Below are 26,898 nucleotides of genomic sequence, written 5' to 3' on the forward strand. Positions count from 1 at the left end.
CGTTATCCAATGACCTTTGTAGCTCAGTGATGTGATCAGATAATGAAAGATCCACAGCACCAGTTGGGGAGGACTGAGTAACCATGTCGATAGCATTTGAACCTGCAAGTTCCTTACGAAACTGCTTAACCCATTCACCAACAGTTTTTACCCGCTTAATATTAAATAGCTCTGCTGCCTCCAGGTAAGATAAACCCTTATCCAGAACAGTCCTTGCTACATGCATCTTAAAAGTTGGACTCCATACCCACCGCTTGCCGTGTTTTTTAATGAACCTTTCCATAAAATTGACAGTTTGTCTGTAAACTTTTTCTGGAACGAGACAATAAGAAATCCAGGGCTTAGTAGGTTGTATTTGGGAAATAAGTCGAAATCTTTGATTTTACAATGCATCCCTCCCGAATTCCCCACCAGGCATAATAGTCAGTGAATGATAATACTTACACTTTTCTGGACATTTTAAATGACTATTTACAACAAGCTGGTAAAAACGAAGTTGGAACCCTAACCATAATTTGAAAGTTTTTGCCGTATCTTTTGATTGGAATGAGTACCTCATTAATGATTACAATTAACTGATTTCTTTATTAAAATAAATCAACCACCAAACCATGAAAATAGGTGTCTTAGGAACAGGAGCTGTTGGAGAAGCAATAGCATCAGCTTTAGTAGAAAGAGGTTATGACGTGATGATGGGCAGCCGTACACAAAACAATAAAAAGGCTGCAGAATGGGTAGAAAATTCAAATGAACATGCCTCCCAGGGTAATTTTAATGACGCTGCTGCATTTGGGGAATTGCTTTTCCTTTGCCTCAATGGTACAAATGCATTACAGGCAATAAGTACCGTAAATAAAGAAAATGTTGATGGTAAGATCATAGTTGATATCACCAATCCTTTAGACTTTACAAAAGGGTTACCCCCACAGATCGTTGAAGGGCTGGGAAATTCCAACTCATTGGGCGAGGAAATTCAAAAAGCCATGCCTGGTTCATTTGTAGTGAAAACATTAAATACAGTAAACTATAAATTAATGGTCGATGCCAGGGAAGTAAATAAGGCAGACCATAATCTTTTCATGTGTGGGAATGATATGGAAGCAAAGAATAAGGTCAGGAAGTTTCTTGCAGACAATTTTTACTGGAAAGCTGACAAGATCATTGACCTTGGAGGAATAGAATCAGCCAGGGCTGTTGAGGCTATCGTTCCCTTTTGGGTTTTGGTATACAGGTCGTTGGGAACGCCGCTGTTCAACTTCAAAATAGTAAAATAAACAGGCTTTCTGCTATAATACCTGCTTACTATCACATGCTACATTAACCAATTATGGGTAGATAATATTTAAAGACTACTGTTTATTTAAGTTTAGCAACAATTCGGGGTCAGGACAATTATTCAAATACTTTTCTTTTTCCGATGGGGCACATACCCCAGGATAGTCGCCCTTTCTGCCTTCCATATCTATGATCACCTGGAAATGTAAATGTGGGGGCCATTGTCCATTTTCAAAGGGAATCCCAAACTCAGCGAATACGTCGCCTGCTTTTACCCTGTCTCCCTCCTGGATGTTTTTGATGGAGTTCAGGCTAAGGTGTCCATACAATGTATGAAAGGTATTTCCTTCCATATTATGGGTGAGGATGATAGTGGCGCCATAATCACCAAAACCATTATTAAAAGCAAAACTATGCACGATACCATCCAATGGTGCTATTACCTTGGTATAGGGCTTCCCCCAAATATCTACCCCGAGGTGTATGCACCTCGGTTCTTCTTTTGTATCCACAACCTGGTGCTGCAATTCATTTACGACAGGTCGGCTTTTATCAAATAAATCACTTCTGGAATAAATGGTCCTGCACTCATTATAGCCACCAATACCATAGCGGGCACCTGCCGCACTCAAAAGATTATTAATATACTTTGTAAATCGTTCTGTGTCTTTGACCATTTCCTCATTCAATTCCTTATTCTCCGCGGTAAAATCCATCAATAATAACTTATCACTCTTCTCATAAGGCACAATGGGGGAAAACTGTGTCCTGTATGCTTTTAACCGTTCTTCCCAAATCATGGAATTCATATACTGTTAAGTTGATAATTTAGTATTCTTACAATAAAATTAAACAACTGTATGATGAAAAGATGGATTGCGTTGGCTGCCATGGTCTTCAGCCTGGCCGGTTATGCCCAAAACACGCCCCTGTGGATGAGGTATCCTTCCCTTTCGCCTGATGGGAAAACGATTGTATTTAGTTATAAAGGTGATCTTTATAAGGTCCCTGCCACAGGTGGAGAAGCCTACCCCCTGACCATTCATGAAGCATATGATTATATGCCTGTATGGAGTCATGATGGCAAATGGATTGCGTTTGCTTCTGACCGCTATGGAAACTTTGATGTGTATATAATGCCGGCAACCGGGGGAGAAGCAAAACGCCTCACGTACAATTCAGCAAATGATTATCCATATGATTTTACGGTAGATAATAAATCGGTATTGTTTGGCACCAACAGGAATGATATCTATACGTCTGCACGCTTTCCGCAGCGGAACCTTTTCCTGAAACTTTATGAAGTGCCCGTAACAGGTGGCCGTTCAGTATTATTCAATTCTGCAGGTGCAGAATTTGCCCGCTTCAACAACAGTGGTGATAAACTGATTTTCCAGGACCGCAAGGGCTATGAAGATGCCTATCGCAAACACCATACTTCTTCAGTGACGAGGGATGTTTGGGTATATGATACAAAGAAGGATGAATATATACAGGTATCCAGTTTTGAAGGAGAAGACCGCAATCCTGTTTGGGGTAATGATGATAACAGCTTTTATTTTCTAAGTGAAAAAGAAGGCAGCACACAAAATATTTATAAAGCCAGCGTAGCTGGTGGAAGCACCATGACACAGCTTTCGCATTTTAAAGAACACCCTGTACGATTTTTAAGCAGGTCGGCTGATGGCCTTCTTTGCTTTACTTACAATGGTGAAATATATACTTTGAAAGAAGGCTCAGAACCACAAAAAGTATCCATTACTATCAACAATGATACAAGGGGCAATGATGATAAGATATTACCCGTCAATTCAAATGTCACCCAAACAGTCTTATCGCCAAATGGCAAGGAAGTAGCCTTTGTTGTAAGAGGAGAAGTGTTTGTAACTTCTGTAGAAGGAGGCATTACCAAGCGAATCACGAACACCCCTGCACAGGAAAGAACAGTTGAATTCAGCCCTGACGGACGTTCACTGTATTACGCTTCAGAAAGAGGCAATAGCTGGGACATTTATAAAGCTTCTATTGAAAGAAAAGAAGAACCTTATTTCTATACCTCCACTGTTATCAAAGAGGAACCTGTCATTGCCACTGAAGCAGAAGAATTTCAACCAGAGGTTTCGCCTGATGGAAAAGAGATCGCCTACCTGGAAGAAAGAAATATTTTAAAGATCTACAACCTGGCTACTAAAAAGAGCAGGACCATTGTCCCTAAAGGAGTCAATTTTTCCTATGCAGATGGTGATCAGTATTATACCTGGTCGCCTGATGGCAAATGGATCGCTTTTAACTCAGCGGAAGGTCGCTGGCCTTCATCGGAAGTGGCGTTAATGAAAGCTGATGGCTCAGGAGAAAGAATAAACCTTACTCAAAGCGGCTTTTCAGATGCTCAGGCCAAGTGGGCATTCGGAGGCAAGGCTTTATTATGGATGACAGACCGCAATGGGAAAAAACCACTGGCTATGCAAGGTGAGCGTGAAGTGGATGTATACGCCATGTTCTTTGACCAGGAAGCTTATGATAAATTCAAATTAAACAAAGATGAATTCAGCCTGTTAAAAGAAAAAGAAGATAAGGATAAGGAAGCGCTTAAAAAGGATAGCAATCTTAAGATCAATCCTCCCGGTAAAAGCTTGCAGCCCCTCATTGAAGGGCTGGACCATCGCAAACTGAGGCTTACTATTAACTCTGGCAACATATCCGACTATATTCTTAGTAATGATGGGGAGAAACTTTTCTTCATGGCGCGCATGGAAAAAGGTTATGATCTATGGATGACAAATCCCCGGACAAAAGAAACAAAGCTGGTTGCCAAATTAGACGGAGGACCTGCTGGCATGAGCCTGACTGCAGATGGTAAAAATCTATTTGTGGTAAGTGATGGAAAGATCATGAAGGTGGACGCTGAAAGTGGCAAGGTATCTCCTGTAACAGTAAATGGAGAAATGGTATTAAAAGCAACAGAAGAAAGGGCTTATATATTTGACCATACCTGGAGACAGGTAACGAAGAAGTTTTATGATCCAAATCTTGGCGGTGTTAAATGGAACGATTATCATTCAGCTTATGCCAAATTCCTGCCGTACATAAATAACAATTATGATTTCCAGGAATTATTAAGCGAGTTTCTTGGCGAACTAAATGCTTCGCATACTGGAGGTCGTTATTCTCCACAAGTTCAGAATGGCGATGCCACTGCCAGCCTGGGAATGCTGTATGACGACACGTATGAAGGCAATGGACTCAAGGTGATGGAAGTATTGGAAGGTGGGCCATTTATCAATGCCAAAACCAAGATTAGAAAAGGCGTGATCATTGAAAAGATAGATGATGAAGCCATCAACAATAGCTTTGACTGGGCCCGTTTGCTCAACCGTAAAACAGGTAAGAATATTCTACTAAGTCTTTATGATCCTGAAACCAAACAGCGCTGGGATGAAACAACCAAGCCCATATCACAGGGCGAGGAACAAAACCTGCTCTATGACAGATGGGTAAGCAATAACCGCAAAAAAGTGGAACAGTTATCCGGGGGTAAAGTTGGTTATGTGCATGTACAGGGAATGAACGATGCCAGTTACCGATCTACTTATGAAGATGTGTTGGGCAAAGAAGGTAATAAAGAAGCGCTCATTGTAGATACCCGTTTTAACGGAGGTGGTTGGCTGCACGATGACCTGGTAACTTTCCTGAGTGGCAAAAAATACCTGGGAATGGCACCACAGGGAACGCAGATCAAATCATCAGAACCATTCAACAAATGGACGGCACCTTCAACAGTGTTGATGAGTGAGAGCAATTATTCAGATGCCTTTATATTTCCTTATGCCTATAAAAGTTTGGGCATTGGAAAAACCATTGGCATGCCTGTGCCTGGTACAGGAACGGCGGTTTGGTGGGAAACACAAATAGATCCAACATTAGTATTTGGGATACCAATGGTAGCAACCATTGGAAAGGAAAAAAGACCTACCGAAAATCTACAGTTGGAGCCTGACATTAAAGTGGTCAATGATTACAAATCTATTTTAAGCGGCAAAGACCCTCAATTGGAAAGAGCTGTTAAAGAAATGCTCGAAGAGATCAAGAATAAAAAGAAGGATTTTTAAAAGAAAAAAGCCCCGGTTAAAACCGGGGCTTTTTATTAGGTCAGTTATTTCACAGCCAATGATATGACTTAGTAAAACCACTATTTTTATGCTATAGGTAATAACCACTACAGACCATAGAAAAGCAGTTGTAACCAGGCAATTATTATTATCTTTTTCCGTTAATACATCCATACACCTTGAAAACACCTTTATGAATCGCATAGTCTCACTTTTTACACTAATGCTTATTGTCTTTTCTGGCAGCGCACAGCAGGTAACTGGTGTATGGAAAGGAAAGATTGACAGGAAAAATGTAGAGGTAAAGATCATTCAAAAAGGAGATAGCCTCACCGGCACCTCGTATTATTACGAGTCTTCCAAAAATTACAGGCGGTATAGCATCAAGGGATATTTCGATCCTAATAATAACAGTGTTATATGGTGGGACGACCAATTGATAGATGACAAAGGAAGTAAACCGTTAGGTGGTTCTTCCAGAACTCCACTGATTTCAGAAGCTGATTTTAATTGTCCCGGCGGTGGAGAAATGTTCCTGGATGGTAAGTCATCTCCCAAAATAAAGCCTGAATTAAAGAACGGCATTGTAGCCTTAAGTAAAGTAAACGATCCACTGTTTCCGGATGAATGGGATTATGTAGTGGATAATTACACCATAGGAGCTAATGACCCGGACATCATTGACAGCGTTTTCCTGATAGCGTTTACACCTTACATCAGACCTCATGAGGAACCTGTGGTGATAGAAAATAAAAAAGAAGAAGTGCTGCCTGTGCTTATGCCTGGTATGACTTCTGTACCAACTAAGCCTACACCCGTCATCGCCCCAGAGATAAAACCACTAACCATAGAAGAAAAATATATTTCCAGGGACAAGGTGTTTACTGCGGACATTCCTGTGGAAGGCGATTCTGTGGAATTAAGGTTTTATGATAATGCGGAAGTGGATGGTGATTCTATTTCCTTATTCCTGAATGCTAAATTACTTTTCACTCATATCCGGTTAACCGACAAGGCATATTCTATTAAGCTGCCCGTGAAGGAATTGTCTGACACTAATGAGCTGACAATGGTAGCGGAGAATTTAGGATCCATACCCCCTAATACATCTTATATGGTTGCTATTGTTGGCGACAAAAGGTATGAGGCTAAATTGGCCAGCACAGAAAATAGCAGTGCCATGATACGGTTGGTGAAACAATAAATAAGTAAGCTGATTTTTGTTGATGAAGGGTTAGGTATTTTCCAACTGGAGTGTACTATGGTCCAGCTTTGGGATTTGTATACTGCAGATCAACATTTCTTCCAGAACATTGGCCATGGTTTCGAAGTATAAGACCACATCTGCCCTTTTATTTTTTTGTAACCAACGCATTCCCCCGGGAAGTTTTTCCAATATTTTTCTATCCTGCAGGTATTCGAGGTTATGAATATCCGTTGCCGTTAGTCCCATGGCTTCAAGCCTGGAAATAAGCATATCTACAGGTAAGCTTGTTGTTTCACACCATCCACTGGCTATCTCAGTCCACTCCCCAATGCCAGTTTGAGCATATTCCAATATCTCTTCCTTACTTAAATGAGTAACCACCTGCAATATATGTCCGCAATTGCATGCCCCATGATGGCCCCAGGCATAAGGCATATTGTTCCTAAGATTAACAGAGGCCTGGCGTAAAGCCTGTATCAACGCAAGGTTCGGATGAGCCATAGATCATAATTTAATTATAATGCACAACTATCATTCCTATAACAAAAGATCCACACCAGGAGTGTGGATCTTTATGATGAAAGCCATAAGCTCATCAAAAACTTATTCTTGCAAATACAGGAAAGTGGTCGGAAGAAAAACGGCCTTCCCAGCTTTGAGAAAGTGTTGCATGCTTTAATACCCTTCCACCATTTTTAAGAAATATATAGTCAATGGGTTCATCGTCTGTTTCCCTTGATTTAAAGCCATTGAAAGTCCCTGTGGGTCCATAATGTTCAGTAGCGCTAATGAACTTTGAGTTTACCAGGTGGTCAGCATTATTCGGATCAGTAATTACCTGTATCGGTTCATCGGAAGGTTTTGAATTAAAATCACCTGTGACCACCACTGGATAAAAGCCAGCTATTTCCTTCACTTTTTTTAATAAGAGCTTTGCGCTTTCCCGGCGTGCAATTTTACCCATGTGATCAAAGTGGGTATTGAATGCATAGAACTGTTTTTTCGTCTTCCGGTCTTTAAATTTTGCCCAGGTAACTATCCTTGTGATGGCAGCATCCCACCCTTTGCTACCCGGAACAGTAGGTTGCTCAGAAAGCCAGAAGGTCTGTGATTGTAATAATTGAAGGCGGGCAGTGTCGTAAAAAATTGCAGAGAACTCTCCTTTTTCTTTGCCATCTTCCCTGCCAACACCTACATATTTATATCTGTAAAGCCTTGCCTGCAGATCCATCATCTGGTCATACAGGGCTTCCTGCACACCAACAATATTGGCATCATGGAACAGTATCTGGGAAGCAACCTTATCTTTTCTGTAGGGCCAGGCATTCAAACTATCTGAGGCAACATTCAGCCTGATATTGAAGGTCATTAGATTTAGTGATTGTGCCTGCGTGGATAGGATACAACAAATAGAAATTACAAAAGCGATTGATCTTTTCATAGCAATTAAATTCAGATTATAACAATATGGCAGAGATTAAAAATAAAACTTAACAACTAGTACATTCAGCGGCTTTCATTCGATAAGCATATACACTTCCACTCACAGTTATATGACCACATTCACCATTTTCCCTTTTACAAAAATGAATTTCTTCAGCACCTTGCCCTCCATCCATTTTTGAATAACAGGGTTATCCAGTACTATTTGCTGCACTTCTTCCTGCGTAGCATTGAGATCAAGTACTATCTGGGTACGCATTTTACCATTGATAGAAACAGGATACTCTTTCGTGGTTTCCATTACATATTTAGGTTCAAATTTCGGAAACGCAGCATCCAATATGGTGGTGCTATGCCCAACCTGGTGCCACAACTCTTCACTGATATGAGGCGCATAAGGCGTCAATAAGACCAGCAGTGGTTCAAGAATTTCCTGCTTATGACATTTCAAATCTGTTAACTCATTTACACAAACCATGAACGCACTGACTGCGGTATTATAAGAAAAGCGCTCTGTATCTTCTTCTATTTTTCGAATGGTACGATGAAGGACCTTTAATTCTTCAGCTGTAGCTTTACCTGTTGTTACAAGGTTGCCCTTTTGCTCATCAAAAAACAGGCGCCACAGTTTTTTAAGAAAACGGTGCACCCCTTCTATTCCTTTCATATCCCAGGGCTTACTCATTTCCACAGGGCCCAGGAACATTTCATACATACGGAATGTATCTGCACCATAACGTTCAACAATATGATCCGGGTTGACGGTATTCACCTTGCTCTTACTCATCTTCTCCACTTCTGAACCGCAGATATATTTTCCATTCTCCAGGATAAATGTGGCTTCGGCATACTCCGGCTTTAATGATTTAAAAGCTTCCATATCCAGTTCCACACCATCTACAATGGTAACATCCACATGAAGATCATCAGTTTCATATTGATCTTTAAGACCGGCTGATACAAACTGGTTGGTACCATGCACACGGTAAACAAAACGGGATGAACCCTGTATCATGCCCTGGTTTAATAACTTCTTGAAAGGTTCATCAAAGCTGAGATAACCCAGGTCATAAAGTGCCTTGGTCCACATGCGGCTATACAGCAGGTGTCCCACAGCATGCTCTGTTCCTCCTACATACAGGTCCACCTGGCGCCAGTAATCGCTCCATTTTTTATCACAAAACGTTTGCTCATTGTGCGGGTCCATATACCTGAGGAAATACCAGGAGGAACCTGCATAGCCAGGCATGGTATTGGTTTCCAGGTGCCTGTTCGTCCATTCGGGTATGTTGGCCAATGGACCCTCGCCCTCAGGCCCTGGCTTGTAAGATTCAACAAAAGGAAGCTCCAGGGGCAATTCATTTTCTTCAAGTGGATAGGCAATACCATCGATCCATTTTATTGGAAATGGTTCGCCCCAATAACGCTGGCGGCTAAACGCAGCATCCCTCATTTTATAGTTTACATGACGTTTACCTATTCCCATTTCCTCCAGCTTATTGATCACCACGTCAATAGCATCACGCATAACCATTCCATCAAGGAAACCGCTGTTGCTTAACTTTACATCCTTGGTAGGATTGGCTTCTTCACCATTGTAAGCATCGCCAATGATGTTGGTGATGGGAAGGTTGAAATACCGGGCAAACTTATGATCCCGTTCATCTCCGCTGGGAACTGCCATGATGGCCCCGGTGCCATAACCGGCTAAAACATATTCAGATATCCATACTGGTATCTGCTTGCCATCAAATGGATTGACTGCATATGCCCCGGTAAATACACCACTTATCTTTTTCTCTGCCATGCGTTCTCTCTCGCTTCGGCTTTTGACATAAGCAATATATTCTTCTACCTGCTTCTTTTGTTCTGTAGTTGTAATGCGTTCGACCAATTCATGTTCCGGAGCAATTACCATAAAGTCTACTCCAAAAATGGTATCAGGCCTTGTTGTATAAACGCGCAAAACATCATCCTGGTGTCCTGCAATAGCAAAGTCCATTTCCGCGCCACTACTCTTGCCGATCCAGTTGCTTTGCATTTCTTTCATGGCATCACTGAAATCAACAGTTTCCAGTCCTTTCAGTAAACGATCGGCATATTCTGTAATGCGCAGGTACCATTGGCGGAGCTTCTTTTTAACAACTGGATATCCTCCCCGCTCACTTACACCATTCACCACTTCATCATTAGCCAATACAGTACCCAGGGCTTCACACCAGTTCACCTCTCCAACACCACAATATGCCAACCTGTATTCCATAAGTATGGCTTGCTTTGTCTTTTCCGGAAAACTATTCCAGGCTTCAGCAGTAAAAGTTACGTGTGGATAATCCGGTATCTGGAAGTTATTATCAGGAATGGGATGGTCCCTGTTACCATTGTCCTCAAAAATGGCTACCAGTTGGTCTATGGGTTCAGCTTTATCATTAAGGCGGTTATACCAGCTTTTAAATAACTGCAGAAAGATCCACTGGGTCCATTTATAATATCCTGGTTGAGAAGTGTTGACTTCCCGGCTCCAGTCAAAGCAAAAGCCTATCTTATCGAGTTGGCTCCTAAAGGTTTTAATATTCTTTGCAGTACTTACGGCAGGGTGCACCCCATGTTCAATGGCATATTGTTCTGCAGGCAAACCAAAAGCGTCATAGCCCATGGGATGCAGCACATTGAATCCTTTCAATCTCTTATAGCGGGCAAAAATATCAGAGGCAATATATCCTAATGGATGTCCAACGTGCAAGCCTGCGCCACTTGGATAGGGAAACATATCCAATACATAATATTTTGGCTTCGTGGTGTCATTCGGAACTTTATATACTTCCTGTTCCGTCCATGTCTTCTGCCATTTCTGCTCAATATCTCTGAATTTATACTCCATTGATCATTTACTTTTTGTCTATAGTTGCTCAGGGATTTAAAAAAAGAACCTTATAGGTCCACAGGTTCATTTATCAAAACTTTGTTATTTACGCTTAAAGACGTAACAATATTAAATAGCAGGCAACCGTTAGGGAGTGCAAAAATAACCCTTTCAGGGGTTTAAAACTTTGCAAAACCAAAGGGTTGACCTCATTGCTAAGCACCAAACCTTTATTTTTGTTCACTTCTTAAACAAAGAGATAGCATGGCTCAATCAAGCAAAGCAGCAGCAAGACGTGGAAAACCATCCTATGTAATGTCCATTATCGGGGTTACCCTGGTTCTTTTTTTACTGGGCCTCGTGGGCTGGCTGGTTATCAATGCCGCCAAACTGGGAGATTATTTCAGGGAAAATGTTGAAGTAAAAGTTCATTTACGTGGCGATGTACCTGCTAAGGACAGCATTGCTTTAATGCAATATTTTGCCGCTCAGCCCTATATTAAGAATTACAGCTTTGTCAATAAGGAAATGGCCAGGCAGAAATACCTTTCAGATGGAAATGAGGACTGGAATAAGATTCTTGACTATAATCCTCTACCTAACAGCATTTATTTCAATGTAAAGAAGGAATATGTGCAGGTAGATACACTTGAGGCTATTCGCAAGAATATCGAGCAGACCCAAAGTGCTTACGTAACTGATGTTCAATACCCAAAGGAACTGGTAACCAACCTGAATAAGAACCTGCGCAACATCAGCCTGATTTTATTGGTGATTGCCATTATCCTGGCTATTGTGGTCATTGTACTTATAGATAATACCATCAGGCTTGCCATGTTCAGCAATCGATTCCTGATCAAGACCATGCAAATGGTGGGTGCAACCCGTGGGTTCATTGCACGACCACTAAACGTCAGGGCTATTATCAATGGGGCTATCAGCGCTGTTATTGCCGTAACCCTGATCTATATCCTGATCACCATAGCGGGCAACCTGGTGCCAGAGATCAAGGTGGTACATTCCACTTCAACTATGCTTTTATTATTCTTTTTATTAATCATTATAGGTATCACCATTACTTTATTCAGCACTTACCGCAGCGTACTCAAATACCTGCGCATGAAGCTGGATGAATTATATTAATGTTTCTGGTTTATTGTTTTTTGTTTTTGGTTGCCTCGAAAGCTTACCTCTCTGAGAATAGCTGGCAATTCCAAAAATGCAAAGGTTTTAAGACCTTAGGACTAACAAAAAACAAGAAACTATAAACAATAAACTAATTATGTTTGTCCGATGAAAGAAAAAAGAACTACCACCACAACGACCGTTAAGAAGGAAAGGTCGGGCATTGGTTCGCTTTTTGAAAAGACCAATTTTACCTGGATGCTGATAGGTGCCGGGGTGATGATAATTGGTTTCTTACTGATGGCAGGTGGTCGTAGCGATGATCCCAATGTCTTCAATGTGAATGAAGTATATGGTACACGCCGTATAACCATTGCACCTATAATTATTTTAGCAGGACTTGTCATAGAGATCGTTGCCATCTTCAGGCAGCCCAAAAACAGCTAGTTCAATATACCCTGATGAATATTTTTGAAGCTATTATCATAGCCGTAGTAGAAGGGCTTACCGAATTTTTGCCTATCTCCTCCACAGGGCATATGATCATTGCCAGTTCCTTATTAGGCATTGGTGAAAGTGATTTTACCAAATTATTTGAAGTGGCCATCCAGTTAGGAGCCATCATGGCCGTTGTAGTATTGTACTGGAAGAGATTCATATCTCCCCTGTCTAAAGGTGCAGAAGGATGGAAATTCTACGCTAAACTAATTGTAGGTGTTTTACCAGCTCTTGTCCTGGGATTTCTGTTTAATGACCAGATAGACAAACTGCTGGAAAGCCCTACTACAGTAGCCATATCCATGTTATTAGGGGGTATTGTTTTGTTGTTCATTGATAACTTTTTTAAGGCCCACACCATAGAAAAAGAAGAAAACATCAGTTATCCTAATGCTTTTATCATAGGCTGTTGGCAGGTGCTGGCCATGGTACCAGGCGTCAGCCGCAGTGCAGCTTCCATTATTGGAGGAATGCAACAAAAGCTTACCCGCAACCTGGCTGCAGAATTCTCTTTTTTCCTTGCCGTTCCAACGATGTTTGCCGCCACTGCTTATTCATTATTTTTAAAGAAATGGCATGGCAGCGCTATCCCAAAACGTGGCTATGAATTGATCATGGAAAGCCAACAAAACATGGTAGCATTTGCCATTGGAAATATTGTGGCATTCGTTGTGGCCCTGCTGGCTATACGTTTTTTTATCAATTATTTGAAAGCCTATGGTTTCAGACTATTTGGTATATACCGGATCATTGTAGGCATACTGCTTCTTATCCTGATTTTTACTGGTTACCTTGGTTAAAGGTTTCCAACAAAATATTTGAAAGACATCATTCGTGATGTCTTTCTTATTTTTACCAATACCTCTTTTATTATAGAAAAGGAATAATTGAAGCCATTATGCAAACTGCTCCCAAGAAAGTGATCAACGCCTGGGCCATGTATGACTGGGCCAACAGCGCTTATTCACTTGTAGTTGTATCTGCCCTCTATCCCTCTTATTTCATAGCTATAGCACCTGAGAGGGTTCATTTATTAGGCCGGTCATTCGACAGGTCCGCACTGGCATCTTATATGATCTCCTTTTCCTTTTTTGTTATAGCCATTATATCACCTATTCTTTCCTCCATCGCGGATTATAAAGGCAATAAGAAATCATTCATGAAGTTCTTCTGCTACCTGGGTGCAGCAGCCTGTGTCAGCCTGACTTTCATGACCAAAGAAACGATCACTTTTGGTATTGTAAGCGCTATTTTGGGTGCCATAGGATTTGCGGGAAGCATTGTATTTTACAATTCTTATTTACCCGATATAGCTGCTGAAGAAGACCAGGACCGAATCAGCGCCAAAGGGTTTGTGCTGGGTTACATTGGAAGTGTATTATTAATGGTGTTCTGTCTTACCGCCATCATACTGAATGACAATATGCACCTGGGTTGGGGAGCATGGCCGGTTAGACTTTCCTTTCTTGCCGTCGGACTCTGGTGGGCAGGCTTTGCGCAGATCACTTTTAACCGACTACCCCCATCAAAAGCTTCACAACAAAACCCACAGCATAGCATATTCATCAATGGCTTTTATGAATTGAAAAAAGTGTGGTACCAGTTTCGCCACCATCCCATTATCAAACGCTTTCTTGTCAGCTTCTTCTTTTATAATATGGGGGTACAAACCGTTATGTACCTCGCACCATATTTCGCATCGGACGAATTGAAAATGGAGTCCTCCCAATTGATCATCACTATAGTCATTATCCAGCTGGTAGCGATATTAGGCGCTGTGATCTTCTCGCGGCTGTCTAAGATCACAAGTAATCTGTTTACCCTGGGTGTCATCATCATCATTTGGATCGGCATATGCCTCTCTGCTTATTTTATTCAAACAGCCATGCAATTTTATGCGCTGGCCTTTTGTGTAGGAATGGTAATGGGTGGCATACAATCCATGTCCAGGTCAACCTATTCCAAATTATTGCCTCCCACGAAAGATACAGCTTCCTATTTCAGCTTTTATGATGTATGTGATAAGATAGGCCTTGTCCTTGGGACGCTTACCTTTGGGTATGTAGGTGAATTCCTGGGGGGCATGCGAAACTCAGTAATGGCACTGATGGTATTTTTTATAATAGGGGGAATTTTATTGTTATTTGTGAACCGTTTACAAACAAGGGTAAGAAAACCAGGTATTGCTATATGAATCTTTATACTATTAATACAGGGAACTTTAAACTAGATGGCGGGGCAATGTTTGGAGTAGTGCCCAAATCCATCTGGAATAAGATCAATCCGGCAGATGAAAATAATCTCTGCGATTGGGCTATGCGCTGTCTTTTGATAGAAGATGGAAACAGGCTGATTTTGGTTGACAATGGTATTGGTGACAAGCAGGACCAGAAGTTCTTCAGTCATTACTATTTACATGGAGATGCTACCCTTGATTCTTCCCTTGGATTGCATGGTTTTCACAGGGATGATATTACAGATGTTTTTCTGACCCATCTACATTTTGATCATTGTGGTGGTTCCATTTCACGGGTAGGTGACAAACTGGTTCCGGCATTCAAAAACGCAACCTATTGGAGTAATCAAAAACACTGGGAATGGGCAGTTTACCCAAACGATAGAGAAAAGGCATCGTTCTTAAAAGAAAACATCCTGCCCATACAAGAAAGCGGGCAATTGCAATTTATTAATTATCCATCTATAAATAAGTCTGCTTCACCTGACCAGGAAATCGGCAGGCTGCCTTCAGAATTATTTACTGAAAATATTTCTATTCGATTTGTTGATGGTCATACAGAAGCAATGATGCTTCCTCAATTTCAATATAAGGGAAGGACCATTGTTTACATGGCTGATCTTTTGCCTTCAGCCGGTCATATTCCTATGCCCTACATAATGGCTTACGATATGTTTCCACTAACCACACTGAAAGAGAAAAAGTCCTTTTTAACCGAAGCTGCCAGTAACAATTACATACTGTTCTTTGAACATGATCCTCTTATTGAATGTTGTGAACTAACGCAAACAGAAAAAGGGATCAGGCCAGGCAGAACTTTCAAACTGGAAGAACTGTAAGCAAAGGCGCCCTTGACAGTACAACTTTATTTGAAAAAGAAATTAAATGGTATTGCCTTTCCTGGTAAATACCTTAATGTTCATCAATAACAGGCTTCCAATAATCGCCGGAATAACCAGGTTAACCAACCATACACTTATGGAAGTCAGGCCTATTCCCAGGCTATTTGCCGAGTACATACCCATTAACTTCAGGCTTATTTCGCCCCTCACTCCAATTTCTACCAAAGCAATTGACGGCACAATGGCCATAGCGAGAAATACCACACTCATGACCCATCCTATAATAAACGCCGAAACATTGACCTCGAAAAGATAAAATACGAGGATGTACTGCACTATAAAGACAAAATACCGAAGTATAGAAAGCAGCAGGATCTTCATTAATAGCCTTGAGTGAAAGCTGTTTAAAGCTTCCACAAGGAAAAGGTATTTTTGATTCCTGATCCATTTGTTGAAAATGCCCACCGTAGCGGATACATTGAAATAGATCAGAATAAGTACAAGAACTATTGCTGTTAAACTATATAAAGCAATCTGGTACCATATCACCAGGTTGGGATAGGTATATAGCAAAGTCTTTTTTAATACCACCAGCCCGATGACACCTGCAAAAAGAGTTGTAAGTAATTGAGCAAAGCTACCTACCAGTGTTACTGAAATTGTCTTCAACCTTGAACCTTCCGGAAGATAGAGCACCCTGCCAAGGTATTCTCCTACCCTATTCGGCATGGTCACAGAAAAGGTAACTCCAGAGAGAACAGCCTTGAAAGCCTGCCAAAAGCCAATGGGTTGTATCATGGCTACTGAGGCTCTCCATTTCAATGCTTCTATTGCCCAATTCACAAACACAAGTAACAGTGTGGCAAGTAGCAGAAAAAACTTAGCAGAGTGAAAAGAATCCTGTATCTGCTGCCATGAAACTGCTAATTGAGGCTGGTGTTTGATATTATTGTAGATGGAAAAAGCCAACCAGGCGAACAGTATAGGACCAAAAAAGTAATTGATAAAGATTTTAATACTTTTGTTCAACTGCATCGCAGTAAAAATAACCACCTCCTTGCAAAAGCCAGTAATAATATTAGGAATAGATCCGGGAACCCTTGTCATGGGATACAGTGTCATTGAAGCCCGCAACAATACTTTCACTGTAATGGAGATAGATGTTTTAAAGCTGGCATCTACATTAGACCACTACAAACGACTTCAAAAGATTCACCGTCGTATTACGGAGCTGGTAGAAAAATTCAATCCCAATGAATGTGCTATAGAAGCGCCGTTCTTTGGTAAGAATGTACAGAGTATGCTGAAACTTGGCCGAGCCCAGGGTGTTGCCATTGCAGCAGCAATGGATCGGAATATACCAGTAACAGAGTACTCTCCCCGTAAGATCAAACAATCCATTACAGGCAATGGTAACGCAGATAAGGAACAGGTTTGGAATATGCTGCAGCGTATCACCTTATTACCTGATAAACCAAAATACTTTGATGCAACAGACGCCCTTGCAGTTGCTATCTGTCATCATTTTGGCAGCAAGGTACCTGTGCCGAAATCCACTACTACAGTGAAGAAGACAAAAAAGGCCAGCTGGGAGGCCTTTGCCAGGGAAAATCCAAAAAGAATCCAGTAAGTGTTTACTACTTCAATACCTGCAGTATCTTATTTTGTACTTTTTGCAGATCTGCATCTGATGCTCTGCCCTTATGCTGGGTAAAGTTGAGATCATTGGAAGAATTAATGGGGATCAAATGCATATGGGCATGTGGTATTTCCAGGCCTATTACACTAATACCACAGCGGTTGCATTTAAATGACTGCTCAATAGCTTTTGCAATTGGTTGAGCAAATACCAACATTTCTGCCAGGTATGCTGAAGGAAGATCAAACAGGTTATCTACTTCCGTTTTTGGAATTACAAGAGTATGTCCTTCCCTTAGGGGAAACACATCCAGGAAAGCATAAAAGCGATCGTTCTCTGCTATTTTATAAGATGGGATCTCTCCGGCAATGATCTTGGAAAAAACTGTCATAACGAGTGTAAATTAAAACAGGGAATGTAAAAAGCAATTGCTCCTTCACATTCCCTGGTCCACAAAATTTGCTTTATCAGATACTGATATCTTCTACTTTAAACTTTATCACCCCTGCAGGAGCCGTCACTTCAGCCACATCACCAATTTGCTTTCCCAACAATCCTTTACCAATCGGGGAGGTATAGGAGATTTTCCCGGCTTTAAGATCTGCCTCTTTCTCACTAACAATCTGGTAGGTTACCTGCTTTTTTGTATTGAGATTAGTTACTTTAACCTTAGTCAATACAGATACTTTACTTGTATCAATAGAAGATTCATCAACTATCCTGGCAGTAGCTACCTGGCCTTCAAGGGCAGCAATTTTAGCCTCCAGCATACCCTGGGCCTCTTTGGCTGCATCATATTCAGCATTTTCTTTAAGGTCACCTTTTTCTCTTGCCTCGGCAATGGCACGGGAAGCTGCGGGGCGCTCCACTCCCTTCATATGCTGAAGCTCAGCTTTCATCTGTTCAAGGGTCTCTTTTGTCACGTATTGAATTCCGCTCATGGTAATTAGGTTTACATCAAAATGAAAAAAATAGCAACGCCTCGTTTTACCGAAGCGTTGCATACATAATGTAAAGATAAATAGAAATAAATAACTATAAAAACGACAGTCTTTATTTATTGAACAGGGTACTATTCACAACAAATTTTTTCCATACGATAGCATCACCCATTTTAATGTTTACCATATAAGTACCTGCTTTCCAGGATGCCGCATCCATTTGCAGGATGTTGACACCATTATTCAGTGTAAAATGCTCAGTTTTCAATAAAGAACCTGAAATATCGAAAACGGATACTTTAGCCTCCTGTCTTATAGAGGAAGGAACAGAAAGTTGTAGCACATCATTTACGGGATTAGGGAATAGATTGATATCTTTTTGATCGTGCCTCATGCCCAGCATAATGATGCCGGAATAATTGGCCTGGCCCACATGCATCACTGCTCTTAACCTGTAATACACTGAAGCTGATCCGATCGTTGCCAAATTATCATCAAAACTATAATCCGCGTCTCCGTTGGGTGAGTCTGCCATAACACGGCCTACCTTTTCAAAGTCCCGGCCATTTATGCTTCGCTCTACTTCAAAGTATATAGTTTCCTTATTGGCTTTAGTAGTCCAATTGAGGTGTGCAGTATTATATTTTATAGTACCACGCAGGCCAGTGATCCTGTTGGCCATAGGAATACAGCTTGCGTCATACAAAATGGTTAGTGTGTCGTATGCATAGGGGTTACAACCTGCTGCCAGTTGCTGCTTAACAATATAGGTACCAGGTGAATCCACAGTAACATTAGGGCCGGTAGTAGTATTATAAAAATGCCCGTCTGTGGTTGACCATGTGTACACAGAACTTGCTGATGGATTGATTACCGAAAGATTACTAACGCCTACTGCACCGCAGTAAAACGGAACGTCAGCAATGGCCTGGGCTCTTGGAGCCAGGAAAAGATCTGTAGGAGCCACAAAATCTTTTAATTCTGCGGTAAATGAAGCAGATGACCTCGTCTTAACTACAATACGGTTAAAAGGTGTTCCACATATATCGGAACCAAATGTGGTCACAGGGTCAAGACCCAGTTTGGTTAAATTCACTGAAAACTCCATGAACTGGTCACGGGTATAATTTGTTGCAAGGCTGTTATCAACCAAAACCAGTTGAAAAGGGCCTGCCCATGTATTGTTACCACTTCCCAACCCAGTATAAAATGCCCCGGCAGTTTTAGGCAATATGCTCGCATATCCATACTGAGCTCCTGAACTGGCACCATCAAATTGCCCTGACCAACTAAATCCTGCTGGCGTTATTGATAGTAGTGCCCTGTCTATCCATATCCTGGCTTCGATCTTTGTTAAGGTAGAACTCTGGTATTCAGCAGAGAAAATAATATCGCCTGGCCTGGTCACATTACCTGCAGCATCAAATTGCCAGCTTGTATGGCCTGCATCTGGTCCATAACCAAACCATTTACCTGTAGGACGGTCATAGTAAATATCAGTCTGGTACATCTCAAAGTCGAAATAACGTTGACCTGTAGTATTGTCAAGTGACAAACCTCCAAACATCCAGAGTGAGTCAGTACGGTTAGGGCCTGCTCTTCTCACATGCATGAACATGTCGAGAATATCATTCTTATCAGGAATCCCCTGGATACCACCCATCCAACTGGCAGGTGAATCACCATTTTTGTTAGAACCACTTACAAAAACAGTTGTATCCGTGCCGTGATAATCTCTTACAAACAAAGCATCCAGCCAGAGTTTGTTGTTGACAATAGAAAATTGTGGTACGCTCATCGGGCGATAAAAGCTGCTCATTCTTTTTTTATAGGGAGAAACATCGGATAAATAACCAGCAACAATAGCAGCAGCACCTGTAGTGTCGATGACATTCCTGCCTATTCCGGTATTATTTAAAAACCAGTCATCATTACCATTTTGAAGTGCACCATTATAAAAGTTAGCTCTTAATTCACCATCAACACCAAAACCTGCTTTTATAATCGGGGTAGTGATCTGGGAAGAAGCAGTTAAGGTTAGAAGAAGGAAAAAGGGTAAAAGTGTTTTCATAGAACCAGATTTAATTGAACGAAAAAAGGGGCGGAAATAAATTCCGCACCTTTTTATTTACGTTGCATAATCTTCACCTGTTCAAGCGGCGAACATTCAAAGGTTCCATCAGCTCTTACAGCTGTAACTCGATAGGTCATGTTACCTGGAAAAACATCAGTAAGAAGTACTTTATAGGGAGCAGTTCCATTGAACTTTACAGGCTCACCTACCTCAACAGGAGTGTCTTCCATACCTTCATACAATACTTCAATTTGAAAATGATCAATAGTGGGATCATTAACAGACCATGTCAAACTTACACCTGATTTGCCCTGGCGGTGGCCACGGAGATAATTAAAGCAATTGTAAGTAGATTGGTGATTAAGGTTTTGTTGAACATCTATCGTAAACGAAGATGCAATAACAAAGATGGCAACTGCTACATAGGAGATTAGCGTTTTCATAAGGGTTTGATTTAATACCCTAAAAGTAGACTACTCTTTGAAGAAATAAAAGAGTAAAATAGCCTGATTTCTGTCAGTACAATAATTGATGGAAACTACCTGTAAGTGTATAGGTATTTACCTATTACAGTAAGTGTTGCATACGTAGTTTTTCTATCAAAACATCGGACATTTTCCTGTAGGCTTCATTGCTGTAGCCTGCAATGTGAGGTGTAACAAGCACATTGGGTTGATCGCATAAAAACCGCAACTCCTCCTTTTGTTCTGTTGTCAGCGTAGAAAGCTTCTCATTTTCCAGCACATCTAACGCTGCTCCTGCTATTTTATTGGCCCGCAATGCATTTATTAATGAACTAGTTTTGGTAACCCCTCCCCTGCAGGTGGTCATAAAAAATGGTTTTCTCTCCAATTGGTCAAAGAATTCATCATCAGCCAAATGGCGGGTTTCTTCAGTAAGAGGTAAGTGCAGGCTGATCACATCTGCCTTTGCACTGATCTCCTCAATCGAAGACTCTTTCACATAACCAGAAGCAAATCCCTGTTTGTATTTATCACAGGCCAGCACATGCACCCCAAATGGTTGCAACAGGCGGGTAAATGCCTGTCCTGTATTTCCATACCCAATAATGCCTATAGTCTTCCCGGAAAGCTCAATGCCACGATTCTCATTTCTAAGCCACTTCCCTTGCTTAACTTCTTCAAATGACCTGCTTATGTTATTCATCAGGTTCAACAGCATGCCCAGGGCGTGTTCTGCCACTGCATTGCGGTTGCCTTCAGGCGTACTGATACAGGTAATGCCCTTTTTATTGGCATAGGCTTCATCTATCAACTCCATACCACTACCAAGCCTGCCAATCCATTTAAGACCAGCAGCCATATCTAAAATAGATTTGTCGATCCTTATCCTTGTAGTAACTACAAGGCCTGTTGCATTACTTATCAATTCTTTTAATTGCTCATAGCTGATAGCAGGTTCATATGTAACAGCATAACCAGCGGATCTTAATTCATCAATCAAACATGGGTGAACAGGTGCGGTAATAATAACTTGCTTGCTTTCCATTATTGCATCAAAAAACTTAATTGTGCAAAGTCCTGTACACTCAGTTGTTCTGCACGTTTATTAAAAATATCATCTTGTAATACTTCCGGTGTAAATAATGATTTACACGCATTTCTTAGCGTCTTCCTTCTCTGTCCAAAGGCTGTCTTGACCAATTTGGTAAATGCCTCCCTGCTTTTCATATGCAAAGGCTGCTTTACCGGAGTCAACCTTATAACACCACTTTTTACCTTTGGAGGTGGAGTAAAACTATGCTCGTCCACATCAAATAAATAGCTCACATCAAAATATGCCTGTATCAATACACTGGTTACCCCATACACCTTACTGCCTTCTTTGGCAGCTATCCTGAGCGCCACTTCTTTTTGAAACATTCCAACCACACAATCCACCGATCCGATCCAATCCAGCACTTTAAATAGTATCTCAGTGGAAATATTATAAGGGAAGTTGCCAACTATCGAAAAGGACTCTTCGAAAGGTTTATCAATATCCAAAAAGCTTTGATGAATGATCTTGCCCTTTAATGCCGGATAGGTCTTCTCCAGGTAAACCACTTTTTCATCATCCACTTCCACAGCTTTAAAATCAATACCGGGTATCTGAACCAGGTATTTGGTCAATGCACCGCCACCGGGACCTACCTCCAGGAGCCGTGAAAAAGCACATTGCTGCAGTTCGGCCACGATCTTCCTGCATATGTCCTCATCTTTCAAAAAGTGCTGCCCCAGTGATTTCTTCAATGTGTACATCCCTGCAAAAATAAACCCCCTCCATGAAAGAGGGGGTTGTAGTTGTAAAATGAACGGGTGAACCCTTATAATTTGACGATATTTTTTGTAACCAATACTTTATTGTTACTGTCTGTGATCTTGATAGAATAAACCTGCGAGGTCCATTTCCTTGTATCTATTTGCAATTCCGAAACTCCGGCACCCAGGTATTTTGTAGCCATATAAACTGCCTGGCCTTTCATATCTGTTACCTGGATATTCAGGTTGTCAGCTTTTTTCAGGGATACCTTAGCCATGATCACGGAATGTACAGGGTTTGGATAGATGTTAACTACCAATGCCGCTGGATCTACATTAATCGTTACAATATTGCTGTAGCTAAATGTACCATTCAGGTCATACATTTTTAAGCGGTAGTACAAGATTGCTGCATTGAGCATACCTGCATCCTTATCAGTATAGCTGTATTTCTGCCCGTTGGTATTTCCTGCAGCTTCTGTTTTTCCAATTGCTGTGAAATTCCTTGCATCCGTACTTCTTTCAATAACGAAATGAGAAGTATTGACCTCGTTAGACGTCTCCCACTGCAACAATGTATTGTTGTCCTGCCATTGCCCTTTGAACGTTAAAAGGTTTAATGGAAGTGTAATAGCATTGGTATTTGCAAAATAGAAGGATGAAAAAGAACTGATATCTGCCTGCAACACATATCCACCACCAAAAGCCTCAGCATACTGTGGTGTAATGACGGTTGGCGAAGTTACATTCACCCATGTTGGTCCGCATGCATCACTGTTCTTGAAGATACTCAGGTTAGAGATTGAATTCACAAGGCTTGACGCTCCCTGCGAATTAGATGCAGCCTTAATGGCATTCAATTCGCTGGTTTTAATATATAAACGAATGCTAACCGGAGTGGCAGGGTTAGGCTGCACCTGTGGTGTAATAGTCATATTACGATCCAGGTAAAGACGCTTCTTTGCATTTTCCCTAACAGGGCCACTATTGGTATAAAAAGAAGAAGTCACTGTACCCAGGTTATTACCATTGGCCTTGATCTCGGCCAGGATATTCCCGTCAGGTCCTGTAATTGGCACCCACAGATTGTTATTGAAATTATCAATTGTTATGGTTGTTCCTGAAACACAGGCATTGTCTGTACCGGTTGTTACATCAACTGATGTAGGCAACAAACTTCTCCCTGTTGCATCAGGATTGTAACCAAGGAAGGTGTATTTCTGAACACAACCAGCACAAGTAGGGACAACCGGATTCGCAGCTCCGGGGCCTGAAGTGGTGGAATTATTGTCCATGATCACATAGATATCCTTTCCATTAGGTGCAAATGCAAGATCCCTGAACCGGTTCTGACTTCCAAAATAACTAATGGTATCACTGGCAGAATTGGTAGGTAAAGTACCATTTCCTGTGCCATCCATTTTAAGCCTTATAAGTCTTCCCCATTTTAATGAGGCTGCGATCAATGACTTCTTCCATCCCGGAATCACTGTATTAGTATATAGATCTAACCCCGACCAGGCTTCTGTAGGCCAGTTGGCATTTCCTGAATTAGTTTGCCAAATGTTTAATACGGTAGCCTTAGGTGCTGCATAAGCGGAGAAAATAGGATCCTTGTAAAGTCCATTTCCACTGGCATCAATAGCAGCCTTATTCGCAGCTTCATCACCAATTGGAGGACAGGCTGAATTTCCGGAATTATCTGTAAAAGGTGCACCAGCAGATAAACTGGTATTGGTACTTGCTGTTGTCGTTCCATTATAGTTTCCATCCACGAAACCCTGTATCAATGGATGTCCATAGTTTTTAAAGCCCTGGATGACATTTATTTCATCATCACTATATGGACCATGGGAAGCGCCATATAGAATATTGAGCGAAGAATCATAAGCAAACCCCTGGTTATTGCGGATACCAGTACTATATACAGCACTTTGGACCCCCAATAATGTATTATAGGGATTATCATTAGGAATCCATCCATTGGCGCCTGCTTCACCATCCGAAACCAGGTTGAACCTTAAAATTTTTCCTTCGTAAGAATTAATTTTTTGCGCATTCTCAGGGCGGTCCCTGTTTTCAAACTGGCCCGCACCCATATCTCCCTGGGCATAGAATAAATAATAGGTGCCACCTTTGGTAACCGGCGCAATGATGATCCTTTGTGAATTATGGTCACTGCTTCCAGGAAGCGTATCACACAATACCACCGGTGATTCTAATTTATTAGTGGCACTGTTATAGGTAAACCGCACCAGTTTATTTCTGAAAAATATGCCAGTCTTTACGGCTGTAGAACCACTAAGATATCTATGTACATAAGAAACATATACGTAGTCATTCAATCCCGTTCCATCCATGAATTTAGGATGAAGGGCAAGACCTGCCAGTCCACCCTGTGGCCATTTGATACTATTCCAGCTTGACATGTTTACTGCATTCAGGCTATCTGCAGGGGAAGGCAGAAAAGTGCTTCCTGTGGACAGGTCAAGTACTGTAGATTTAGCACCAGTATTTGGATCCATCCGGTATACTTTGTATCCACGTGATTCTGTTATCCATAATTTATCATCCTGTCCATAAGTAATTTCCCAGGGATAACTAAGCACACCACTCCCCGACAGAATATTTTGTTTAAAGACTTCATTCATGCGTCCAGAACCAACAGTACTTGCACTAACAGCAGCCGGGCCGGTAACAGTGATAGTGAATGCTGAACCTGTTGAAGTACCGCCAATTGATCCGGCAGCTGATGAATATACTCTTATATAATAGGTGCTTCCCGGTGTTAATCCCAATGCTGTCATGCCGGAACTTCCACATGCTATTGACGTTAAAGATCCACAGCTACCAGAGAAAACCTGTATCATGGCACCTGAAGTAGTAAGATTGGAACCTACTGCACTTAAGGTGACAGTAGCACTGGTAGCTGTTGGTGTGAATGTAAACCATACATCATCATCCGGAGTACCTGAGCAAACAGTTGGTACACCACTGTCTGTAGCACCCCATACCGAAGATGGAGTTGCTGTACCTATTGAAAGAGCAGTAGCCAGGTTGCAATTATCATTTGCGGGAGGTGGTGTAGTGTGAGTTAGGCAAATATTAAAATTCGCCGTTCCGGATCCTGATGGATCGGTACTTACATTGGAAACCCTAACATAATATGTATTATTTATAGTTAATCCCGTTGCAATGGCAGTTGTAGATCCGCAAGCAATCGATACCAGGCTTCCACAAGTTCCATTATATATTTGAACCTCAGGATTGGTAATGGTAGATCCCAAAGCACTTAACGACACCGTTTCAGTAGTGTTCTGGGCAATAAATTTATACCATACGTCATAATGTGTTCCCGCTGATTCACAACCTGCTGGCAAACCACTCGTTGCAGTTGCACGGTCTAGCGTACTAGTAGTTGTAGTACAAGTTATATTTGAGGTCAATGATACAGCACCGGAACAATCATCATTGGCAGGCGGGGGTATATGTGTTACACATATATCAAAAGTACCTGTACCGGATGCATAGCCATAGGGAGTTGCCAATACACTCGACACTCTAATATAATAGTTGGCGCCAACTGTTAAACCAGAAGCAGTGATCGCAGAGCTTCCACATTGCAGGGAATTTAGTGAGCCACATACCCCACTAAATAATTGTACTTCGGAAGTTGTGATTGCCGTACCCAGGTTACTTATAGTTACTGTTTCTGTAGTTGCGGCAGCTACAAACTTGTACCAAACATCATAATGCGTATTTGCTGTGCATCCTGCCGGAACACTGCTACTCGGTGTTGCACCTGCTAACGTAGTAGAAGTTACAGTGCAGGAAGTATTTGAGCTTAGGGTAGTAGCCCCGCTGCAATCATCATTGGATAAAACAGATGTATTATGTGTCAGGCAAATGGAAAATGACCACTTGCTTGTATTGCCTGTTGAAGGATTAGTAGTTGTATAAACCCTGATATAATAAGTCTTAGTGGTATTTAAACCATATAAGGTAAGATCGGTTCCTGTATTTGCATAACCCAACGACGTACCATTACATGAACCATCAAATACTTCAATATAAGAGTTGGAGGTTGAAAGGTTCGTGGGATTCGAGTAAGAAACGGCAATAGTTTGGACCGTGGAGGCAGGGATAAATTGGAACCAAACATCATAAGCAGTGCCATTGGCACTGGCAACACCACTATTAGTTGCCTGGTATAAGGTACTAGTAGTATTACAAGCCCCATTTGATATTAAAGCAGGTGATGTTGCACTACAATCATCATTTCCTGGAGCCGCATGTAAGTAGGTTGAAAATGTACATAGTAATAAGATCAGGGAGATTTGTCGGACAGCAGTTAGACAGAACATGGTCTTTAAGGATTTGGTTGG

At 41.4% G+C, this 26,898-nt stretch carries 21 protein-coding genes and 1 pseudogene; 9 read left to right on the plus strand and 13 right to left on the minus strand.

Annotation, left to right across the window (positions count from 1 at the left end):
- A pseudogene (locus BUA53_RS15590) lies at positions 1-283 on the minus strand (hypothetical protein); the annotation flags it as partial.
- Positions 284-611: 328 nt separating this feature from the next.
- Here BUA53_RS15590 and BUA53_RS15595 point away from each other — a divergent pair.
- Positions 612-1,274, plus strand: a complete 663-nt coding sequence (locus BUA53_RS15595; RefSeq protein ID WP_072836329.1) for an NADPH-dependent F420 reductase — start codon at positions 612-614, stop codon at positions 1,272-1,274.
- A 75-nt stretch (positions 1,275-1,349) separates the two neighbouring features.
- Here BUA53_RS15595 and BUA53_RS15600 read toward each other — a convergent pair whose 3' ends face one another.
- A complete protein-coding gene (locus BUA53_RS15600) occupies positions 1,350-2,084 on the minus strand; it encodes a peptidoglycan DD-metalloendopeptidase family protein (RefSeq protein WP_072836330.1) in 735 nt (244 codons plus the stop codon).
- Positions 2,085-2,135: 51 nt separating this feature from the next.
- Between BUA53_RS15600 and BUA53_RS15605 the strand changes: the two genes are divergently transcribed.
- Together BUA53_RS15605 and BUA53_RS15610 are read left to right on the plus strand one after the other, a co-directional pair.
- Positions 2,136-5,384: a S41 family peptidase gene (locus tag BUA53_RS15605; protein ID WP_072836331.1), complete on the plus strand. Its 3,249-nt coding sequence runs from the start codon at positions 2,136-2,138 to the stop codon at positions 5,382-5,384.
- A 193-nt stretch (positions 5,385-5,577) separates the two neighbouring features.
- Positions 5,578-6,588: a hypothetical protein gene (locus tag BUA53_RS15610; RefSeq protein WP_139256466.1), complete on the plus strand. Its 1,011-nt coding sequence runs from the start codon at positions 5,578-5,580 to the stop codon at positions 6,586-6,588.
- Between the two features lie 30 nt (positions 6,589-6,618).
- Here BUA53_RS15610 and BUA53_RS15615 read toward each other — a convergent pair whose 3' ends face one another.
- From BUA53_RS15615 to leuS, 3 genes are all read right to left on the minus strand, one after another.
- Positions 6,619-7,092, minus strand: coding sequence for a hypothetical protein (locus BUA53_RS15615; protein ID WP_072836333.1), 474 nt, complete (start codon positions 7,090-7,092; stop codon positions 6,619-6,621).
- 94 nt (positions 7,093-7,186) lie between these two features.
- Complete coding sequence (locus tag BUA53_RS15620) at positions 7,187-8,032, minus strand: endonuclease/exonuclease/phosphatase family protein (RefSeq protein WP_072836334.1); 846 nt, start codon at positions 8,030-8,032, stop codon at positions 7,187-7,189.
- A gap of 108 nt (positions 8,033-8,140) precedes the next feature.
- Positions 8,141-10,915: a leucine--tRNA ligase gene (gene leuS / locus BUA53_RS15625; RefSeq protein WP_072836335.1), complete on the minus strand. Its 2,775-nt coding sequence runs from the start codon at positions 10,913-10,915 to the stop codon at positions 8,141-8,143.
- A gap of 246 nt (positions 10,916-11,161) precedes the next feature.
- Between leuS and BUA53_RS15630 the strand changes: the two genes are divergently transcribed.
- From BUA53_RS15630 to BUA53_RS15650, 5 genes are all read left to right on the plus strand, one after another.
- On the plus strand, positions 11,162-12,040 hold the full coding sequence (locus tag BUA53_RS15630) for a cell division protein FtsX (protein ID WP_072836336.1): 879 nt from the start codon (positions 11,162-11,164) through the stop codon (positions 12,038-12,040).
- A gap of 150 nt (positions 12,041-12,190) precedes the next feature.
- Positions 12,191-12,469 carry a DUF3098 domain-containing protein gene (locus tag BUA53_RS15635; protein WP_072836337.1) on the plus strand — a complete coding sequence of 93 codons (279 nt, stop codon included), beginning with the start codon at positions 12,191-12,193 and terminating at the stop codon, positions 12,467-12,469.
- Between the two features lie 14 nt (positions 12,470-12,483).
- Positions 12,484-13,320, plus strand: coding sequence for an undecaprenyl-diphosphate phosphatase (locus BUA53_RS15640; protein ID WP_072836338.1), 837 nt, complete (start codon positions 12,484-12,486; stop codon positions 13,318-13,320).
- A gap of 98 nt (positions 13,321-13,418) precedes the next feature.
- On the plus strand, positions 13,419-14,714 hold the full coding sequence (locus tag BUA53_RS15645) for an MFS transporter (protein ID WP_072836339.1): 1,296 nt from the start codon (positions 13,419-13,421) through the stop codon (positions 14,712-14,714).
- Positions 14,711-15,595 carry an MBL fold metallo-hydrolase gene (locus BUA53_RS15650; protein ID WP_072836340.1) on the plus strand — a complete coding sequence of 295 codons (885 nt, stop codon included), beginning with the start codon at positions 14,711-14,713 and terminating at the stop codon, positions 15,593-15,595. The genes BUA53_RS15645 and BUA53_RS15650 overlap by 4 nt, the downstream gene beginning before the upstream one ends.
- A gap of 42 nt (positions 15,596-15,637) precedes the next feature.
- On the opposite strand, the gene BUA53_RS15655 is transcribed toward BUA53_RS15650, so the two are convergent.
- Positions 15,638-16,633, minus strand: a complete 996-nt coding sequence (locus tag BUA53_RS15655) for a lysylphosphatidylglycerol synthase domain-containing protein (protein ID WP_175546093.1) — start codon at positions 16,631-16,633, stop codon at positions 15,638-15,640.
- A gap of 22 nt (positions 16,634-16,655) precedes the next feature.
- Here BUA53_RS15655 and ruvC point away from each other — a divergent pair, with 22 nt between their 5' ends.
- Entirely contained in the window at positions 16,656-17,228 is a 573-nt protein-coding gene (gene ruvC / locus BUA53_RS15660) for a crossover junction endodeoxyribonuclease RuvC (protein WP_072836341.1), read from the plus strand.
- Positions 17,229-17,235: 7 nt separating this feature from the next.
- Here the strand turns inward: ruvC and BUA53_RS15665 are convergent, their stop codons facing one another.
- From BUA53_RS15665 to BUA53_RS15695, 7 genes are all read right to left on the minus strand, one after another.
- Positions 17,236-17,628 carry an HIT family protein gene (locus tag BUA53_RS15665; protein ID WP_072836342.1) on the minus strand — a complete coding sequence of 131 codons (393 nt, stop codon included), beginning with the start codon at positions 17,626-17,628 and terminating at the stop codon, positions 17,236-17,238.
- 76 nt (positions 17,629-17,704) lie between these two features.
- Positions 17,705-18,178 carry a transcription elongation factor GreA gene (gene greA, locus BUA53_RS15670; protein ID WP_072836343.1) on the minus strand — a complete coding sequence of 158 codons (474 nt, stop codon included), beginning with the start codon at positions 18,176-18,178 and terminating at the stop codon, positions 17,705-17,707.
- Between the two features lie 112 nt (positions 18,179-18,290).
- The gene (locus BUA53_RS15675; protein WP_072836344.1) at positions 18,291-20,249 is read right to left on the minus strand and encodes a T9SS type A sorting domain-containing protein; all 1,959 of its coding nucleotides are present in this window, start codon (positions 20,247-20,249) and stop codon (positions 18,291-18,293) included.
- Positions 20,250-20,302: 53 nt separating this feature from the next.
- On the minus strand, positions 20,303-20,695 hold the full coding sequence (locus BUA53_RS15680; protein WP_072836345.1) for a hypothetical protein: 393 nt from the start codon (positions 20,693-20,695) through the stop codon (positions 20,303-20,305).
- Positions 20,696-20,819: 124 nt separating this feature from the next.
- A complete protein-coding gene (locus tag BUA53_RS15685; RefSeq protein WP_072836346.1) occupies positions 20,820-21,761 on the minus strand; it encodes an NAD(P)-dependent oxidoreductase in 942 nt (313 codons plus the stop codon).
- Positions 21,761-22,513 (minus strand): 16S rRNA (adenine(1518)-N(6)/adenine(1519)-N(6))-dimethyltransferase RsmA, encoded by a 753-nt coding sequence (gene rsmA / locus BUA53_RS15690; protein WP_072836347.1) that lies wholly within the window; start codon positions 22,511-22,513, stop codon positions 21,761-21,763. The genes BUA53_RS15685 and rsmA overlap by 1 nt, the downstream gene beginning before the upstream one ends.
- 65 nt (positions 22,514-22,578) lie before the next feature.
- Positions 22,579-26,877 (minus strand): PQQ-dependent sugar dehydrogenase, encoded by a 4,299-nt coding sequence (locus tag BUA53_RS15695; RefSeq protein ID WP_072836348.1) that lies wholly within the window; start codon positions 26,875-26,877, stop codon positions 22,579-22,581.
- Positions 26,878-26,898 lie beyond the last annotated feature (21 nt).

The sequence above is a fragment of the Flavisolibacter ginsengisoli DSM 18119 genome (genome assembly GCF_900129295.1).
Lineage (GTDB): Bacteria > Bacteroidota > Bacteroidia > Chitinophagales > Chitinophagaceae > Flavisolibacter > Flavisolibacter ginsengisoli.

Bases quoted from the DNA above. Each gene is read 5' to 3' on its own strand.
- BUA53_RS15595 (WP_072836329.1), top strand. From the start codon at position 612: ATGAAAATAGGTGTCTTAGGAACAGGAGCTGTTGGAGAAGCAATAGCA.
- BUA53_RS15600 (WP_072836330.1), bottom strand. From the start codon at position 2,084: ATGAATTCCATGATTTGGGAAGAACGGTTAAAAGCATACAGGACACAG.
- BUA53_RS15605 (WP_072836331.1), top strand. From the start codon at position 2,136: ATGATGAAAAGATGGATTGCGTTGGCTGCCATGGTCTTCAGCCTGGCC.
- BUA53_RS15610 (WP_139256466.1), top strand. From the start codon at position 5,578: ATGAATCGCATAGTCTCACTTTTTACACTAATGCTTATTGTCTTTTCT.
- BUA53_RS15615 (WP_072836333.1), bottom strand. From the start codon at position 7,092: ATGGCTCATCCGAACCTTGCGTTGATACAGGCTTTACGCCAGGCCTCT.
- BUA53_RS15620 (WP_072836334.1), bottom strand. From the start codon at position 8,032: ATGAAAAGATCAATCGCTTTTGTAATTTCTATTTGTTGTATCCTATCC.
- leuS (WP_072836335.1), bottom strand. From the start codon at position 10,915: ATGGAGTATAAATTCAGAGATATTGAGCAGAAATGGCAGAAGACATGG.
- BUA53_RS15630 (WP_072836336.1), top strand. From the start codon at position 11,162: ATGGCTCAATCAAGCAAAGCAGCAGCAAGACGTGGAAAACCATCCTAT.
- BUA53_RS15635 (WP_072836337.1), top strand. From the start codon at position 12,191: ATGAAAGAAAAAAGAACTACCACCACAACGACCGTTAAGAAGGAAAGG.
- BUA53_RS15640 (WP_072836338.1), top strand. From the start codon at position 12,484: ATGAATATTTTTGAAGCTATTATCATAGCCGTAGTAGAAGGGCTTACC.
- BUA53_RS15645 (WP_072836339.1), top strand. From the start codon at position 13,419: ATGCAAACTGCTCCCAAGAAAGTGATCAACGCCTGGGCCATGTATGAC.
- BUA53_RS15650 (WP_072836340.1), top strand. From the start codon at position 14,711: ATGAATCTTTATACTATTAATACAGGGAACTTTAAACTAGATGGCGGG.
- BUA53_RS15655 (WP_175546093.1), bottom strand. From the start codon at position 16,633: ATGCAGTTGAACAAAAGTATTAAAATCTTTATCAATTACTTTTTTGGT.
- BUA53_RS15665 (WP_072836342.1), bottom strand. From the start codon at position 17,628: ATGACAGTTTTTTCCAAGATCATTGCCGGAGAGATCCCATCTTATAAA.
- greA (WP_072836343.1), bottom strand. From the start codon at position 18,178: ATGAGCGGAATTCAATACGTGACAAAAGAGACCCTTGAACAGATGAAA.
- BUA53_RS15675 (WP_072836344.1), bottom strand. From the start codon at position 20,249: ATGAAAACACTTTTACCCTTTTTCCTTCTTCTAACCTTAACTGCTTCT.
- BUA53_RS15680 (WP_072836345.1), bottom strand. From the start codon at position 20,695: ATGAAAACGCTAATCTCCTATGTAGCAGTTGCCATCTTTGTTATTGCA.
- BUA53_RS15685 (WP_072836346.1), bottom strand. From the start codon at position 21,761: ATGGAAAGCAAGCAAGTTATTATTACCGCACCTGTTCACCCATGTTTG.
- rsmA (WP_072836347.1), bottom strand. From the start codon at position 22,513: ATGTACACATTGAAGAAATCACTGGGGCAGCACTTTTTGAAAGATGAG.
- BUA53_RS15695 (WP_072836348.1), bottom strand. From the start codon at position 26,877: ATGTTCTGTCTAACTGCTGTCCGACAAATCTCCCTGATCTTATTACTA.